Raw genomic sequence first — 17,347 nt, forward strand, 5'->3', positions numbered from 1 at the left:
GTTACTTTATTATTATAATATTTTCTATTTTTTGTTGACAATGCAATGTTATTTTACTATACTATAATTGTTCACGTGAACAATATTATTTATAGGAGAACTATATGGCTTGGCATTGGTTTGACTGGGTAGTCATTGGACTATACTTCGTTGTAATGTTTTTAATCGGTATGTTCTTTGCTAGAAGAACAAAATCTACAGATGATTATTTCAAAGCTGGAGGAAGGGTTCCTGCTTTGGTAACAGCTATGAGTATTTACGCTACAGCTTTATCATCTATTTCTTTTATTGCTATACCTGCTTCTGTTTATAATAACAGCTGGCTTCTTGGTATGGCTCCTCTAGGAATTATTTTAATGGTATTATGGGCTGCTTATACTTTTGTACCATTCTTTAGAAGAGTTAATGTTACTACTGCTTATGAATATTTAGGAAGAAGATTTGATAATTCTTTCAGACTTGTTGGTAGTTTAACTTTCATACTTTTCCACATTGTAAGAATGGCTATAGTTATTTTTCTTCCTACATTGGCTATACAGCAGGTTTTGCCTTCACTTAATCCCGTATTAATAACAATTATTGTATCAATATTCTGTGTTGCTTATACATCTATGGGTGGTATAGAGGCAGTATTATGGTCTGATGCTGTACAAACAGTTGTACTTCTTTTAGGTGCTTTCTTAGTAATCATAGTAGGTTTCTCATCTGCTCCTGAAGGAATAGGTCAAGGATTCAAGCTTTTAGCTGATGATGGAAAAATCATAAGCCCTGATTTCTTCTCATTAGATTTAGCTAAATCAAGTATTTGGGTTATGATAATTGGAGGATTTGTTAACTCTATTTATTCTTATGTTGGTAGCCAAGATATAGTTCAAAGATATGCTACAAATAAAGATGAAAACGAATCCAAAAAAAGTTTGTTTATGAACGTTCCTTTACTTTGTACAAGTGTAATAATATTTATAGGTATGGGTTCTGCTTTATATATTTATTTCCATTTCAAAGCTACATTACCAGAAAATGTTAATGGTAATGCTATACTTCCTTATTTCGTTGTAAACGCTTTACCAGTTGGTATATCTGGACTTGTAATTGCTGCTATATTCGCTGCTGCTCAATCTACAGTATCATCTAGTTTGAACTCTGTTTCTACTTGTATGACTGCTGATATATTGGAATATCTTAAACCTGGAATGGAAGATGCTTCTAAATTAAAATTTGCTAGATTATCAAGCTGGATAGTAGGTATATTCAGTACATCATTAGCCATTTATTTTGTATGTAAAGGTGAGCAGGGAGATATGTTTTTATACTTCCAAGCTGTAACAGGTCTTTTAGGAGGTCCTATAGCTGCTGTATTCTTGGTAGGTATATTCTTTGATAAAGTTGAAAGTAAAGCTGTATGGGTTGGATTTATAGTATCTGTAATAGTAGCATTCTATATAAGCGATCCTGCTGGTATGCTTACTAAATTTATACCTGGTTATGCTAAACCAAAAATCTTTGAGTTTATGATTTCATTTATAATTATAGGTGTAGGTGTTTTAGGTTCTTTCTTAGCTTCTTTTGCTTTTGGAAAACCTAGCGAAGAAAAAATAAAAGGTTTGACTTATTCTACTACTATAAAGAATAAAAAATAATAATTAATTTATAGGAAACATATATGAATAAAGTTTTTATAATATTATTATCTGCTATATTTATTATTAGTTGTTCAGATGATACATTATCAAATAGTCCTAATGTGCTTGATTCTAAAGTTGATAAAAAGATACTTTGGGAGGTAGGAGGACGTTTGCCTGCACAAACTGGAATGGATAAAAATATAGGTACGGCTGGACTTCTATACGGTTCTTTGGCAAATAAATATATAGTTGTAGGCGGAGGAGCTAATTTCCCTGAAGAATCTGTACTTAATGGCGGTGCTAAAAAAACATATTCAGATGTTTATATGTTAGAAGACAAAAATGGTGTATTAGAAGTTATAGAGCATATTAACTTAGAAAATGAAATAGGCTATGGAGCTTCTGTTACTACCGAAGATGGTATATATTATATAGGAGGCTCTTCAAACCCTGAAGCTGATGATGATATATTATTTATTACATTAAAAGACAATAAATTAAATGTTGAAAAAATAGGTGATTTGTCTTTTACACTACAAAATGGTGTTGCTGTTTATAAAGATAATAAGCTATACATAATTACTGGTAAACAAGGCGGTAAAGGCAGCAATAAAGTTTATGAATATGATTTAGCTTCTAAAGAATCTAAAGAATTAGCACCTGTACCTAATGAGGAAAGTAGAACACAGGCAGTTGCCCAGCTTTTAAATGGAAATATATATGTATTCAGCGGCGGTGATTCAATAGCATATACTGACGGATATAAATATAATTTTGATAATAATACTTGGGAGCAGGTTTCTGATGTTGAGCTTAATAATGAAGGTATATCTTTGCTTGGAGCTGTATCGGTTAAGCTTAATGAAACTGAAATGCTTGTTATAGGCGGTTTTAATAAAGCCATTTATGATAATGCTGTTTATAATTTGGGTACTCTTCAAGGAACTGCTTTAGCTGGTTTTAGACAAGGATACTTTGGAGCTGATCCTTATGAATTTAATTGGAACAGCAATATATTAATTTATAACTCAGAATCAGATACTTGGAAAACAATAGGTGAAGTTCCTTTTGATGCTCCTTGCGGTGAAGGTTTAATATTAATAGGAAATAAAATATATTCTATTAACGGCGAGATTAAACCTGGCATTAGAACTGATAAGATGTATATTGGTACTATTATTGCTAAATAATAAAGACATATCCAACTAAAAAGTTTTCCATAAATAAGGGCCTATCTTTTTTGAAGATAAGCCTTTATTATTTTTTATTAATGTTTTTTAATTATTCATATCTTTTATAACAACAATTAAACCAGCAGCTTCCAACAATGAAACTATATTTTCTCTATTGTTATCCTCTATATCTATAGCCATATTACATACTCCAAATACAGGTTCAGGAGCAGGACGCACAACAACTTCTATTCCTGCATCTAATAATATTTTTTCTGCTTTAATTAAATCTCTAGGTGTTTGCAAATAACAAAAAGTCTTTACCATAATTTATTTCCTAATGTATTTTTTAAATATTCTAAATCTTTTTTTGTAGTATACGGCGAGAATGAAAACCTTATAGCACCATTTTCATTTTTATAAAAGTTATGAGCTAAAAAAGCACAATGAAAACCATATCTGCATTCTATATTGTAATCCTCATATAGTTTATGAGCTAAATCTGACATACTTATAGAATTTCCTTCTGTCGTTATAGAAAATACAAATCCTTGAGTATCCTTATTTTTAGACCATATAACTTTATATTTATTCATATTTTCTATATATTTTATGGTATCAATTATATCATTTATAGCTATATTCCAAACAGGTCTATTTTTTAATGCTGCCAAAAGCCCTATAATACCAACAGTATTTGGTGTTCCAGCTTCATATATTTCGGGTACACTGAAAGGGGTTTCATATCCATCTCCAAATCCTCCTCCGAAATATCCTGGATTTAGATTTTCTGGTTTCTTCACATAAAAACCTCCTGTACCAGTTGGTCCAAGAAGTCCTTTATGACCAGTAAAAGCTATAAAATCTACATTCCACTCATCAGCTTTTATTCCATGTACTCCTACTGCCTGTGTTGCATCTATCAGCAAAGGTATATCTCCTATAGTTTCTTTTATCTTTTTTATAGGCTGTATAACACCGCTTATATTACTTTCCATATTTATAATAATCAATGATATTTTATCTTTTTTTATAATATTAGAAAGTGCATCGGTATCTACTATTCCTCCATCTAAAGAAGGTATAATCTCATATTCTACATTTCTATTTTTACTTAGTTTATAAACAGGTCTTAATACAGCATTATGCTCTAATGTTGATATAAGAATTTTGCAGTCATGTAAATTAAGCCCATTAAGTATATCATTTACAGATCTAGTCGCACCGGGTGTGAATATAACATTAGCATCGTTTTTTGTACCAATAAATTTATTAGCCAATATTTCTCTGCATTCTTCTATTTTTTGTGTTGTTTCTTTTCCTCTTTTAGTATTAACTCTGCCGTATGTTCCTCCAATATTAATTAGAAAATCATGCATGGCATCTGCTACCTCTTTAGGTTTAGGAAAGCTAGTTGTAGAATTGTCAAAATAATAATCTTTATGTTCCATAATTATAATAATAAAGCATTACCATAATAAAATAAACTAAGTATTATGCTCTTATAACAGCAGAAGCATTTGACATAGCCTCTATAATACCAAGCATATTTGTTTGCTCTTCTACTTTTATTCCTTGTAATTCATAGAATTTAACACAAGTTCCGCAGAAAAATATTTTTATTCCAGCATCTCTTAATTCTTGTAATAATTTTTTATAAGGCTCTTCTATTCCTAAATAAACACCGCCGTTATAACAATATAATGCCTCAGGTTTTGGAGTAGAATCTTTCAATGCTCCCAAAAATGATTTTAACAATAATTCTCCAAGTTCATCATTGCCTTGTCCCATTACTTTTTTGTCAACAACTGCTATTACAGGTCCTGATGATTTGCTTTTTTCTTCATGCAAAGATAATTCTTTATTTTTTGTAATCTTAAAGTTTTTACCTTCGTTAGTATAAGTTATACCATTATTTTTTAAGAAATCAGTTATATTATGGAATGCTACATCATCATCCAATAATACTTCTATTTCTTCATTTAATGCTGCATTTGTTATTGCAGTTTTAGTTAGAATTAATGGTTTTGGGCAAGGTATACCTCTTGCATCTACTGTTTTCATAGTTACTTCCTTAAATTAAATTTGCTATAATATAATATAATAAAATTACTTTATTGTCAATTAAAAATATGCTATTAAACTATAATTACTTTTGCTAAAAATATTATATATATACGTTGCTATTTTGGATTGATTTATTATATCATTATACTGAGTATCTAATGACTTCATTAAAGAAACTATTATTGCTATAATGAGGCATGATATAAATAATACTACTAAAGCACCTAATAGTCTGTCTACCCAATCTAAGAATATTGCTTTTAGTACTTTTTTAAAATTTATTTCTATTTTAGATAGAATTATCCTTATAATGGAATAGCTGGCTATAAGTGATATTATTTTTAGTATAAAAGAATGATCAAAATATTTAGACATATAATTATATATTAATGGTGCTGCTATAAGAGTTATAATTATTGCTATTATTGGTATAGTCATAGATATAAACCCTTTAAAGAAACCATATATAAAGAGTACGGATAATATTATAATCAATACAGTATCTACTGTTGTAAACATCATGACTTCTTTAATAGAGCAATTATAGGGGCAAAAGTAAAACTGCTTTTCTTTCTATGCGTATTAATAATATTTGATAATGCCTCTATATCAGTATGAGAGAATGATGAATAATTTCCTATTCTCTTAGTTATTTCATTTAACTCATTTTTAGCTTTTATCATATTATTAAAGTTGTTAAATATCTTAGATATATCCTGATTTTGGTATTCTATTTTAGAGTTCAAATTATTCTGTACTTCAAGCATACCAGCTATATTCTCTTTTATTGATAATACTATCAAATTTTGATTTACCAATATATTTGACATAGTTTCATTGTATTGATCCAATGATTTAAAATGACTTATTTTTTTGGAGTCAGTATTTATATTGTTATCTATTTCATTTATATATTTATCAATATCTTTTATCATTTTATTGACTTCTCTTTCTATTATTTTGCATCTGTCTTTTATATAGAAAGAAGAGTTTTCTATAACTACTAATCCAGCAAATATATCTGTAAGCATTTTTTCTATTGATTCCGTACCTTTAGAAATTTCAAATGATAAAGTACCTATTTCTTTAGCTACAACTGAAAAACTTTTACCGTAAAATCCAGCCTTAGATGCCTGAATTCCTGCATTTATTGATAAAAGATTTGTTTTATTAGTTATTGCTTTAATATATTCTATAGTATCATATATAGAATCTGTTATATTATTTACATCTTTAAATTGATTAGCCGATTCTATTATATTACTTAAAAACTTATCAGAAGTTTCTTTTAATCCCATTTTAATATTTTTTAGATCATTATTTAGTGATATAATCTGTTCATTAGAGAAATCAGATTCTTTCATATTTGAAATAGTTTGATTCAATATTCTAAAATGATCCTGCATTTGGTTTTTATATTTATCAAAAAACGTGAATATTGTATTTGTATATTTTAATCCGTCTTTTATTATATTTTTTTTAGTATTTTTAGCTTCTATTAAATTATCATTTGCTTCTAAAATAGCATCTATTTTCTGATTAATTATATTATAAGCATCTTTACTTTCTTTATCTATTTCAAATACAAACATAGAAGTATCCATAAGATTTTTATCTATATTATTTAATGCTTCAGATATTCTGTCTATATTATTTAATGTTTTTAAATTTAAATGCAATCTGTTATTTAATAGACTTTCTTTCTTTATAGAATCAAGTGCATTTTTAGTAAATGAAGCAAATATGGCTATAGATCTGAAAGAAGAAGATATTATTATTGCAAGACCAATTCTATCAAAATCTAATCCATCCAATGTTTGATCTACATATAGATATCTTATTATTAATACCAATGCTAATACATTTGAAATAACCATAAGAATATTATTTTTATAGTTATAATTTACAATCATATCTGATATTATAGATATAAATGTTAGAAAAAATACAAATAATATTATGTATGTTTTATACAGATAAAAATTACCAGTTGGTCTTAAAAAATACGAAATACTAGTTGAATCATAGTAATTTACTGTACTTGCAAAAAAACGGTTAGAATATACTATACTTAAAACAATTAATACAACTGATGAAATTACGCTTATTATAAAGATCGCTGTATTAATATTTTTTAATGCTTTTATATTACCTATAAAACTTATAGAATTAATAGGCATTAATATTACAGCAATGAGTATTATAATATTATTGGCTATAAACAATATAGAACAAAGCTCTTTATTCATACCATATAATTCTAAAAATATTATAATGAGCGATATAATATTATATATTAAAATTAATATGAGTGTAATAGAAATCGTTATATATATTGCTTTTCTAGTTTTTATTGCTAATAATAAATATAACATGATAAATATTGCCATCACAGAAATACCAATTACAGGAACCAGCAATTTTGATATTGTTATATTATATCCAGATATTAAATTTGATAATATACTCATATTATTCCTCTTTATATAACTTTAGAATATTCATCAACTTTAGATTCTAAATCATCAGTATATTCTAAGAATTTCATAATCTCTTCATTAAGTTTATTTGTTACAGATTCTAAATCATCAGAAGTTGCTAATAATTTATTCATATCTCTCATTAAATTTTTTACTTCTGAATTTTGCATATAAGCCTTTTCTGATATGTTTTGTATATAATTATTAATTTCTTCTATCTTGTTCTTTATATTAACAAAATCATTTTCTTCATTAATGATTATATTAGTCATATTGGATATGGAGCTGTACATTTTATCTGTACTTTTTATAATGTTCATATTATAATCATTTTGTTTTTCCATACCTTTGTTAAATTTATTCAATTTATCATAATATCCTGATATTTCTTCTATTAAACCATACACATTATTATTTATACTGTTTCTTGAATAGTTAAATTTTTTGAATATATCTTCTATCTTAAATAATAAATTCTGCATTCTGTTTGTAGCCTGAGCTGTTTCTGTTACCAATTCAGATACCTCTTTTGATACAACAGAAAAGTTATTGTACCATTCCCCAGATTTTGATGCTTGTATACTTGAATTTATAGCTAGAGTTTTTGTTTTATCGGACATATTAGTCATAAATGATATAATTCTATTAATTTGGAAACTTAGCTGATTAAAAGATTCTGATTTTCCAAGCTCTTTGGAGAAATTTAATTTTTCGGCATCTAATTTACTTTGAAAATCTTCAAATAAGTCAATTATTATCTTACTTTGCGACTGCAGAGAATATATTTTTTCTATGGATTCCTGAAGTTTTGCATTTGATTCTTCTAATGTCTTTTTTTGCAATTCTACTGACATTTGCAAATTAGGATATGTATTTATAAGCTCATCTATTTTTTCCAAATTTGTATTGCCATCATTTATTTGGAAACTTTCTATAGTTATAAACTCATTTGTATAATCTATAATTTTATTTATATCATTTTTAAAGTTATTTATAGTTGAATATGTATTTTCTACTTTAGATACTAAACTATTTACAGATTCTCTAAAACTTGATTTTAATTCTGATAATTTTTCAGAAGTATTTATGGCAGTATTTATTATAATAGAATCCTGTGCTTTTATACTTTCTAAATCATAGTATTGTGTGCTTTTTTTATGTATTGCTGATATAAATCTGCTTACAGATGAATATATCATAACTATATTAAATACAGCATAAACTAATGTTATTCTTGAAAAAGTCCAATTAGGAAAAGTCAAAAAATTGCTTGAATATTGAGAATATACTGATATTCCATTAAAATCATCAACAAATGCTATAAATATTAATGATATAAGTACTAAACCAGATATATTTCCTTTGATTAATTTATTCACGCTCATCTCATATATGAAAGAACATATTATAATAAAGCAGTATACTGTAAATACAAAATCCCTAAATATATATGCTGCTCCCAATTCTCCTCGGCTTTTTATACTTTGACGCATTGTTTCATTTAGAGTGGTCATTGGATCTTTTGTAGATATGAATAATTGAGGATATAATAAGGCAACTGCTGATATTAAAATCAATAAAAATACAGCTGCTATGTATAATTTTTCAAGTACAGAATGATAATATTCTGTTAGTTTTAATTTATTTTTTATATATATTAACCATGGTATTATTGTAATTGACAGAGCTATTTGTTCAAATTTGTATAAATTAAGAGAAATTTCCGAATTGGGATTAGACAATGATATAATTATATTTGCTGCTTCCAATGCAGAAAATATAAAAGATAGAAAACCTATAGATAATATTATAGCCTGAGTTTCTTCATATAGCTGAAAATATATATATGCATATAATATTATACCAACTAATGCTATAATAGTTGCTATAACAGGAATTCCTAATTCTAATGTTATTATAGTAAAGTTATAATTCATAAGTCCTCTAAAATATAAATATATTTAGGATATTATAAGCTAATTTTAATAATTATAAAGTATAAAAAAAATAAAATTAACCAAAAAATAAAATATCGTTTATATATTCGGAATTACTTTATTAACTATTTACTTATAACATAATTTTTTATATAGTATTTTTATTCAGTGAGTTTTTTTACCCATCTTTCTTTTCTAAGCATTATAATACCAATAGTAATTTTCACAAAATCTGTTAATTTTGCTATACCAAACATAGCAACAGGACCTACAGATGTAAATTTAGCCAGTATTAATGCTATAGGAGCAAATAATAATAAAGATACTGGAACATCAACAGCTACACCGAATATAGTATCTCCTCCTGCTCTGGAAACAGCAAATTGCGAATTAATATAAGTCCATACAGGCATATAGCATGATACCAATATAACTAAATTTCTAGTAATAGCCTGAGCATCTAATGTTAATTTTGAAAATATAATAGGTATTAAAAATATTGATGACATTTCTATTAAGCCTATTATAATACCAGCCGCTATAGCACCGCTTCGTATCCATTTTGCTTTTTTTCTGGCATCATCAAGCTCTCCTCGTCCTAATGTTCCGCCTACTACAACCATGGTAGAAACGAATATTCCTTGAAATACCAAAAAGAAAATATTTGCTATTGTGAAGCCTGATGCCATTCCTGCAACAGTTTCAGCACCTCCTCTGCTGTTATAAAGTGCCGTCATAAACATTTCACTAATACCCCAGCTTATTTCACTTAAAAATATTAAACTTGATTTGCTCAGCATAGAATAAAATATATTTAATTTTACTTTTAATATTTCTCTTGTTCTAACATAAAACTTTTCTTTATGAAGTTTTATATATACTATAAATAAAATCATTTCTATTATTCTAGCTATTAATGTTGCAATTGCAGCTCCTTTTTCTTCAAGTCTTGGAGCACCAAAATTGCCGTATATTAATATATAGTTTCCGAATGTATTGCAGAAAATTGCTATAACAGATATTACAAGAGGTATATGAGGTTTTCCTATTTCTCTGTATGAAGTTCCTATAGCACCAGAAATTGATATTGGTATAAAAGTAAATGCTATTATACTCATATATTTTGTACTGGATGCAAGTATTGCCTCCTGAGAAGCATTACCTTTTATCATCAACCTCATAAATATTTCTGGATTTACAAGCATTAGTATCATGTAGGCAGATGAAATAACGAGAGGCAGTATAACTTTGAATCTGAATGCCTGCTGCATGCCTTCTTTATTATCAGCCCCATTATTCTGAGCCATATATATTCCGCCTGCACCATAACATGTATTTAGTATAACAAGATATATAAAGTTTAATTGATTAGACACATTTACAGCAGCCATTTTTATATCACCAAGTTCAGCAACCATAAAATTATCTATTAATGACACCATTCCCATAATAAGCTGCTGAAGCATTACAGGCACAGCAATAGAAATGCATAGTTTATAAAAATCAAAATTACCAAACATAGTTATTTTATTATTGGTTTTTATAGAATTGCTATTCATGATATATCTCTTAAAAGTATATTTTCAGTCTAATAAATAAAAACGAGATGTAATATATAGCTATTTTTATATTTGTCAATATATATTTTGTGATTTTTTGTTTATAAGTGTAGTTTTTTGGAGTTTTTTTTAAATAAAAAATCAGTACCCTTTTTATAATATTTTTTTACTAGAAAACAAATAAAATGATATTACTATATATAAAAATTATACTTCCAAATTTATTTATAGTTCAAAAATTATTCTATATATGATATTACATAAAATAAAGCAGAACATCTATAGTTACATGACATTACAATTATATTAATTGATATAACTAAAATAACACCTAACATAATAAAATATAATATCATATATATTTCATAATATTTATAAATTTATAGAGATATTATGAAATATGAAATAATTATTTTATTTTAAACTAGGATCAAAAACGCTGTCTTCTGTTAATAAATATTTGTATTGAGTTAGATAATATGCCGTAAGCTCATCTAATTCTCTTGCATATTTATCTTTCAAATCTCCGTATAATATTCTTTCTATAAGTTTTTGAACAACATCCTGAAGCCCATAAGGTACATTATTATTTTTATTAATATCTGTATGAGTAAATCCAATATTATGCATGTGTTCATGGAACATCAAACCAGAAAAACTAGCATATCCGTATAAACTATTTCCAGACCATTTTATCCAGTTATCATTTTCAAAACCAACCCAATCTGCTGTAGGTATTTTATCAGGATTTTGTCCTCCGCAGTATCTTGCATATCTTGAAGCACCAACAGTACCTAAACCTGCTCCGCCTGTTTTTAGCTTTTCATAGGTAAAATTATGTTTTACTGTTCGTACTACATCTGTTAATTTATCAGGGTCATAATTTTCACCAGCTTTAATACTAAAATTTCCATAAGAATAATCCTGAGCAGCCGCCAAATTTCCTTTAGCTTTTACTTGAGAAGGAAATTCACTTGAGTTTAAAGCTGTTCTAATAAGTGCCATACATCTTAATATAAAACGCTTTTCTTCTACTGTTATTATGGAGTATGATGTTAAAGTATTAGCTATCTGAAAATTTGAAACTCCTACCTGCCAATAAGGGTATTTTTTATCAATAGTTTCTTTGCTGTAATCATCAGGCTTTAATACATTATTATTACAGCTTATAATAGTCAAAAAATATAATATAAATAAAGCAAATATAAAACTCTTTTTAATCATAAAAATCTCCGATTATTTCATATCAGGATCAAATATTGTATCTTCAGTTAATAAATCTTTATATTCTGTAAGATAATAAGCTATAAGTTCATCAAGCTGTTTTGAATATTTATTTTTTAAACTTGGCTTAGTCCCGTATATTTCATCTTTCCATAGCATTTTATTTAAAATATCAGTTACTACACCTTGAAGAGTATAAGGAACTTGATATTGTCCTACATGATGAAAGCCTATATTATGCATATGCTCATGAAACATTAAACCTGCTGTATTAGCATATGCCTGACTTTGCATATAAGTATAATAGTCACCAAACATAACATCTTCCATACTGCCCCATTTACCGCTGCTGAATCCTACCCATTTTCCTGTAGGTATTTGACTTTCTGCCTGAAGTCCATGACGCAAATATCTTGATTTTCCCATCTCGCCTGTACCAACACCCGCTGCAGTATTCATTTTTCTATATACAAAATCATATTTAAGAGAACGAACGCAGTCTATAACTTTTTGAGCATCGTATTTATCGCCTACTTTAAGCACCTGACCATTATAGCTGTCATTTACAGAAGAACCTAATTGAGAATCTGCTGCTTTTATACGTTCTGCAAACTCATCAGTATTAACTGCAAGCCTAATAAGTGCCATACATACTAACATATATTTTTTTCATCTACTGTAATAGTAGTGTACTTTGTCAATCTGCTGTCTATTTCAAAACGTTCTATACCTACCTGCCAGTAAGGATATTTTTTATTTATTTCCTCTTCACTAAAATCATTTGGTTTTAGTACACTGTTGCTGCAGCTTAAAACAGATAAGATGACTAAAGTTAATATTAATAGTTTTTTTATCATATTAAATCCTCTAAAATCAATTATTAGGCAATATTTTCATACCTACTTGAAACCCTATATCAAAACTAGAGATAGTTTGCTTTGACATTTTTGCAATTGTTTGATTGTTAATTAATGGATTTTTTAATGACATTCCAAAATCATAACCTATATAGCCTCCTAATACTAATGCAAATTTTTTATCAGTATAAATAGAATAGTCTACTGAAAATTTAAGATAAGGTATTATAATTGGATCATTAAACACATTTTTTAATTGAGATACATTATAATGTTCTATATTCCTATTTATAGTTTCTTTAGAATAGTCTGTATATGATGACATTATTCTGGCATATAAAGGCACTTTTATACCGACATTAATACCAAATGAAAATTTTTTCCAATTAAGTTTCGGATAAATACCGAACCCCATACTTTCAAACATATATTTAAAATCATTTTTATAGTTTTTATCGCTGCTTTTTCTATAAAATGCAAACTCATCATGGTAATAGCTTATTTCACCAAGAAGGCTGAAGCTAAAGTCTTTATTTATATCGAATTTATATCCTATATGAAATAAAACTCCTGAATCAAATCCTGCTCCTGAACGTCTGTCAGACTGCTTAACTTCCGCATCAAAATTATTCTGCTGCTGTATAGTAGGGCTTTTATTGGTTAATATGTATTTATTTATTCCAACGCCCATTCCTAATGGAACGAATATTCCTATTTCAAGTCCGCTTTTAGCAAATAACTTGAGGATGATAATAATACTATTATAAATATATTCAATAATTTTTTCATAATTTTCTCTGTCTTTATTTAATATTTTTAATTCATTGGTATTATTTTAGTGCCTATCTGCAAGCCTATATCAACACTAGAAATATTTTCAATGGGGTTATTAACAAGGTTATTACCTTTACTTTTATCATTGTATTTTAAAGCAAAATCATAAGAAAGATAAGCACCTACAACAAAATCAAATTTTCTTGATGTATATACCGAATAGTCAAGTGTAATTTTTAAATATGGTATTATGTTGTTTGAAAAATAGTCTTTATAATTTTTTGTGTTAATCATTTTTAAGGTTTCGGTAGAATATCCTCATAATTCATTATATGCTGAATTATTTATTGTACCTGCTAATATTATTTTTATTCCTGCACCTATACCTATAGAAAATCTTTTATAATTAAATTTAGGAAGTACTCCTATAACAAGGCTGTCAAATGAATAATATCTATAATTTTTCATTTTCAAAGCTAAAGAGTTTGTATTGCTGTCCTTAAGTCTGTAATTAAATATATCTCTTTTATATCCTAATTCTCCCATAAAACTGAAACTTATATCTCTGTTAAGCTCAAGTCTATATCCTGCCTGAAATAATACTCCTCCTTCAAAACCGACATCCGAAGTTCTAGTATTATTGCTTATATAAGTATTATAATTATTACTCTGCTGTTTATTAAAGCCTGATGGAGTTTTATCATAATAATGAATTCCTACTCCTATTCCAAGAGGAACAAAAAGTCCTAATTCTAATCCGCTTTTTGCAAATGATACTGAACTGAAAACTAATAATATAAACAGTATTTTTATTATTTTCATTTTAATCCTTGTATTAATTTTTTAATATAATAGCATAAGTTAACATATTAAACAATAATAAAAAAAATCATACTTTTATAAATATAATAATTTTTATAAAAAATATAATTAAAATTATATTGTGAAAAATCAATTATACTATATAATCTTCAAAATATATTATTTATATGGACAAATATATGAAAAATATTACATTTAAATTTAAAAATAATAGTTTTTATATAATATCTTTCTTTTTAATATTATTTTTATATTATTCGGTAACTCAGATAATATTCCCACTATTTTCTGTAAATAAAATGAATTTTAGCATAATAGATATACTTTATGCTTATATATTTTCAGCAATATCATATATACTTTCTAATAAAAATAAAATAACATCATATATTTTTATAATAGTTGTTGTGTTTTCATTTTTTACAATAGAGCCTTTATGTATAACTATAGATGCTAAGCCTTTATTCTTTACAGATATGCCTGATTTATATCCTTCTTTAATAGAAGTACTGCCTTTATATATGCAGATAATTACAATATCAGCTACAGCACTTTATTTCGGACTTTTATTAGCCTATGCCTTATATTTTTTATATGGGCTTTATAAAATATATAAGATAAATGTAAATAAGGGTTTTATAATGACTTTAATAGTTGCATCTGTAACATATATATCATTTTTCAGACCAGTAGCTATAAAATCAATATATGCTGATTATACGGATATAGCAAATAAATACGGAATTATAAATACTATAAGCTATAGAATATCTTATGATAAATCAATAAAAATAACTGCAGATAAAGAAAATGTAGAGAAGGCATTTAATCTGCTTAAAGAAGCTGAAGCTCAAAGAGATATATCAAATTTGATAGTACCTTATAATGATAATATAAAAAGAGATGTATTCGTTATATTTATGGAATCTTTTTATGATTATGAACATTTTTTGCCTCTTATGGATAAAGACCCTTTTCCTAGCGAATATAGAGAATGGGCTAGCAATTCTACAAAAGTAGGACCTAATGACAGCTATGGAAGTTTGTTTGCTAGAACATCAGGTTTAATAGCATCATCTCCTTTGTTTCCTAAAAAGCAGAAAACTCCTATATATTCAACTTTGCCTTATTTGATGAAGGAAAACGGATATCATACTATAGCATTGGAAGAATCTGGGGTAACATATTATCTTGATTCATTGCTTCCTAATATTGGAATGGAAGAAGTTGTGTTTAATTTGGGGCTTACAAACATTAAAAATTATATAAAAACTAATTACAGCGATAAGCCTATATTTTTGGCAGGATTTACATTCATGGGGCATGCAGGAAGTCATGTTGAAAATGATTTAAATGTATATGAAAACAATAAAAGATTTATGAACAGCATAAATAAAAGAGATATACCTGTTCTTGTAGAAACTATGGAAAACTCTGCATTATCTGCTAAAGATATTATAGATACAAGAAATGTAATATTAGATAAATATCCTGATGCTCTTATAATATTTAAACATGATCATTTATATCCGTATTTAAAAAATATAATTTATAATTCCAATATAGATGAAAATATAAAAAGCAATTTCTTTAATGCATACACTGTTTCTCCTATATTAATATGGAATGGAACAAATGGTGCTTATAAATTTAGCGAAGATGGCTTTCCTCCTGAAAATATTCCTATGTTTGTTGCAGCAAATACAAAAATAAATTATACAAATTCTATAATATCATTGCTATATAAGGATAAAACGGATAATATTATAAGATTTTATAATTCATTTTATTCTAATGATAATGGAAAAATAATAAAGATTGAAGCTGACAAAAACAGTTTATCATATAGACAAAATGAAGCCCAAAGAATATTATCTGAAGATATATTAAGAGGAAAAAAATATTTTCATGCTTTAATAAATAAATAGTTAATATTTTTTATTTATTATTATCAGCATATAATATCATAGTAATAATACCTACTACGCTTCCAGTTATTAGCGATAGTATAAATACAGGCACTATTAAAAATCTAATATCAGGCAGATTAAATAAATATTTTGATAAAAATGCCTGAGATAAATTACTTATTAAAGAGCCTGCTAAACTTATGCCGAAAATTGAGAATGTATTTTTTAAATAACTCATAAACTTCATAATTATTACGGACATTATACCTCCGCATAGACCTAAATAGAATGGCGGGGTGAGTATATAGGCAAAAACTATCGCAACTGATACATTTTTTATTAATATAAGAAGCAGAAGTTCTCTAAATTTGAATACATCTATAACCATTAATACTACTATAAATGAAAAACCTATTCTAAAGTAAGGTATAGGTCTTGGAAACATATTTTCAACTGCCGCAATAAATGATGATATAAAAGCAAAAAATATTATATCATAAATCCTGCGTTTTCCTGTATGTAATTTAATACTTTCTAAAAATACCATATTATATTCCTATTGAACTATAGAATCTATCTCTAAATTATTCTCAGAATTTTTTTCAAAATGAATAATTACGCCATTGGGCATGCATATTAATGGAGCATTTTTTAATACTCCAGCTTTAACACATAATTTATCCCTGCATGGAGAATCAGCAAACATAATCTGATTATTGCTTATAATAATTGTTGTTTCTCCCAATAAGCCATTAACTTTTATTTCTCTGTCAGTATTTAAATCATATCTGAAAGATTTTTCATAAGTATCTATAATTATTTTATTGCTTTTATTAGTTATTAATTTCTTGGCATAAAAAAAAGAAAATACTATTATAAATATAAATATTATTATATCTCCGTATCTTAATTTTTTCATT

At 26.7% G+C, this 17,347-nt stretch carries 16 protein-coding genes and 1 pseudogene; 3 read left to right on the plus strand and 14 right to left on the minus strand.

The genetic code is table 11. From position 1 onward, the window contains the following. The first annotated feature begins 104 nt into the window (after nt 1–104). Entirely contained in the window at nt 105–1,640 is a 1,536-nt protein-coding gene (locus Q0J69_RS00120) for a sodium:solute symporter (RefSeq protein ID WP_297203112.1), read from the plus strand. Nucleotides 1,641–1,663: 23 nt separating this feature from the next. Beyond that, the gene (locus tag Q0J69_RS00125) at nt 1,664–2,815 is read left to right on the plus strand and encodes a cyclically-permuted mutarotase family protein (protein WP_297203114.1); all 1,152 of its coding nucleotides are present in this window, start codon (nt 1,664–1,666) and stop codon (nt 2,813–2,815) included. An 87-nt stretch (nt 2,816–2,902) separates the two neighbouring features. Here Q0J69_RS00125 and Q0J69_RS00130 read toward each other — a convergent pair whose 3' ends face one another. The 12 genes and pseudogenes from Q0J69_RS00130 to Q0J69_RS00185 form a co-directional block, all read right to left on the minus strand. Beyond that, nucleotides 2,903–3,124 carry a putative Se/S carrier-like protein gene (locus Q0J69_RS00130; RefSeq protein WP_297203119.1) on the minus strand — a complete coding sequence of 74 codons (222 nt, stop codon included), beginning with the start codon at nt 3,122–3,124 and terminating at the stop codon, nt 2,903–2,905. Beyond that, nucleotides 3,118–4,248 (minus strand): aminotransferase class V-fold PLP-dependent enzyme, encoded by a 1,131-nt coding sequence (locus Q0J69_RS00135; RefSeq protein ID WP_297203121.1) that lies wholly within the window; start codon nt 4,246–4,248, stop codon nt 3,118–3,120. Before Q0J69_RS00135 ends, Q0J69_RS00130 begins: the two co-directional genes overlap by 7 nt. Before the next feature lie 43 nt (nt 4,249–4,291). Further along, complete coding sequence (yedF, locus tag Q0J69_RS00140; RefSeq protein WP_297203124.1) at nt 4,292–4,861, minus strand: sulfurtransferase-like selenium metabolism protein YedF; 570 nt, start codon at nt 4,859–4,861, stop codon at nt 4,292–4,294. A 60-nt stretch (nt 4,862–4,921) separates the two neighbouring features. Beyond that, nucleotides 4,922–5,383, minus strand: a complete 462-nt coding sequence (locus Q0J69_RS00145) for a CvpA family protein (protein WP_297203126.1) — start codon at nt 5,381–5,383, stop codon at nt 4,922–4,924. Then, on the minus strand, nt 5,383–7,335 hold the full coding sequence (locus Q0J69_RS00150; protein ID WP_297203128.1) for a methyl-accepting chemotaxis protein: 1,953 nt from the start codon (nt 7,333–7,335) through the stop codon (nt 5,383–5,385). The genes Q0J69_RS00145 and Q0J69_RS00150 overlap by 1 nt, the downstream gene beginning before the upstream one ends. Nucleotides 7,336–7,346: 11 nt before the next feature. Beyond that, nucleotides 7,347–9,281: a methyl-accepting chemotaxis protein gene (locus Q0J69_RS00155; protein ID WP_297203131.1), complete on the minus strand. Its 1,935-nt coding sequence runs from the start codon at nt 9,279–9,281 to the stop codon at nt 7,347–7,349. A gap of 161 nt (nt 9,282–9,442) precedes the next feature. Further along, nucleotides 9,443–10,840: an MATE family efflux transporter gene (locus Q0J69_RS00160; protein WP_297203133.1), complete on the minus strand. Its 1,398-nt coding sequence runs from the start codon at nt 10,838–10,840 to the stop codon at nt 9,443–9,445. A 414-nt stretch (nt 10,841–11,254) separates the two neighbouring features. Continuing rightward, on the minus strand, nt 11,255–12,064 hold the full coding sequence (locus Q0J69_RS00165; protein ID WP_297203135.1) for a hypothetical protein: 810 nt from the start codon (nt 12,062–12,064) through the stop codon (nt 11,255–11,257). 12 nt (nt 12,065–12,076) lie between these two features. Then, nucleotides 12,077–12,921 (minus strand): annotated as a pseudogene (locus tag Q0J69_RS00170) (hypothetical protein). A gap of 16 nt (nt 12,922–12,937) precedes the next feature. Further along, complete coding sequence (locus Q0J69_RS00175; RefSeq protein ID WP_297203137.1) at nt 12,938–13,612, minus strand: hypothetical protein; 675 nt, start codon at nt 13,610–13,612, stop codon at nt 12,938–12,940. 125 nt (nt 13,613–13,737) lie between these two features. Beyond that, complete coding sequence (locus tag Q0J69_RS00180; RefSeq protein ID WP_297203139.1) at nt 13,738–13,989, minus strand: hypothetical protein; 252 nt, start codon at nt 13,987–13,989, stop codon at nt 13,738–13,740. A gap of 24 nt (nt 13,990–14,013) precedes the next feature. Continuing rightward, complete coding sequence (locus Q0J69_RS00185) at nt 14,014–14,517, minus strand: hypothetical protein (RefSeq protein WP_297203141.1); 504 nt, start codon at nt 14,515–14,517, stop codon at nt 14,014–14,016. A gap of 179 nt (nt 14,518–14,696) precedes the next feature. On the opposite strand from Q0J69_RS00185, the gene Q0J69_RS00190 reads away from it, so the two are divergent. Next, on the plus strand, nt 14,697–16,445 hold the full coding sequence (locus Q0J69_RS00190) for a sulfatase (protein ID WP_297203143.1): 1,749 nt from the start codon (nt 14,697–14,699) through the stop codon (nt 16,443–16,445). A 10-nt stretch (nt 16,446–16,455) separates the two neighbouring features. On the opposite strand, the gene Q0J69_RS00195 is transcribed toward Q0J69_RS00190, so the two are convergent. Then, nucleotides 16,456–16,974, minus strand: coding sequence for a Gx transporter family protein (locus Q0J69_RS00195; protein ID WP_297203145.1), 519 nt, complete (start codon nt 16,972–16,974; stop codon nt 16,456–16,458). A 9-nt stretch (nt 16,975–16,983) separates the two neighbouring features. Then, the gene (locus tag Q0J69_RS00200) at nt 16,984–17,346 is read right to left on the minus strand and encodes a NusG domain II-containing protein (protein WP_297203147.1); all 363 of its coding nucleotides are present in this window, start codon (nt 17,344–17,346) and stop codon (nt 16,984–16,986) included. Between the last annotated feature and the right edge of the window lies 1 nt (nt 17,347).

Source organism: uncultured Brachyspira sp. (assembly GCF_944388875.1).
Lineage (GTDB): Bacteria > Spirochaetota > Brachyspiria > Brachyspirales > Brachyspiraceae > Brachyspira.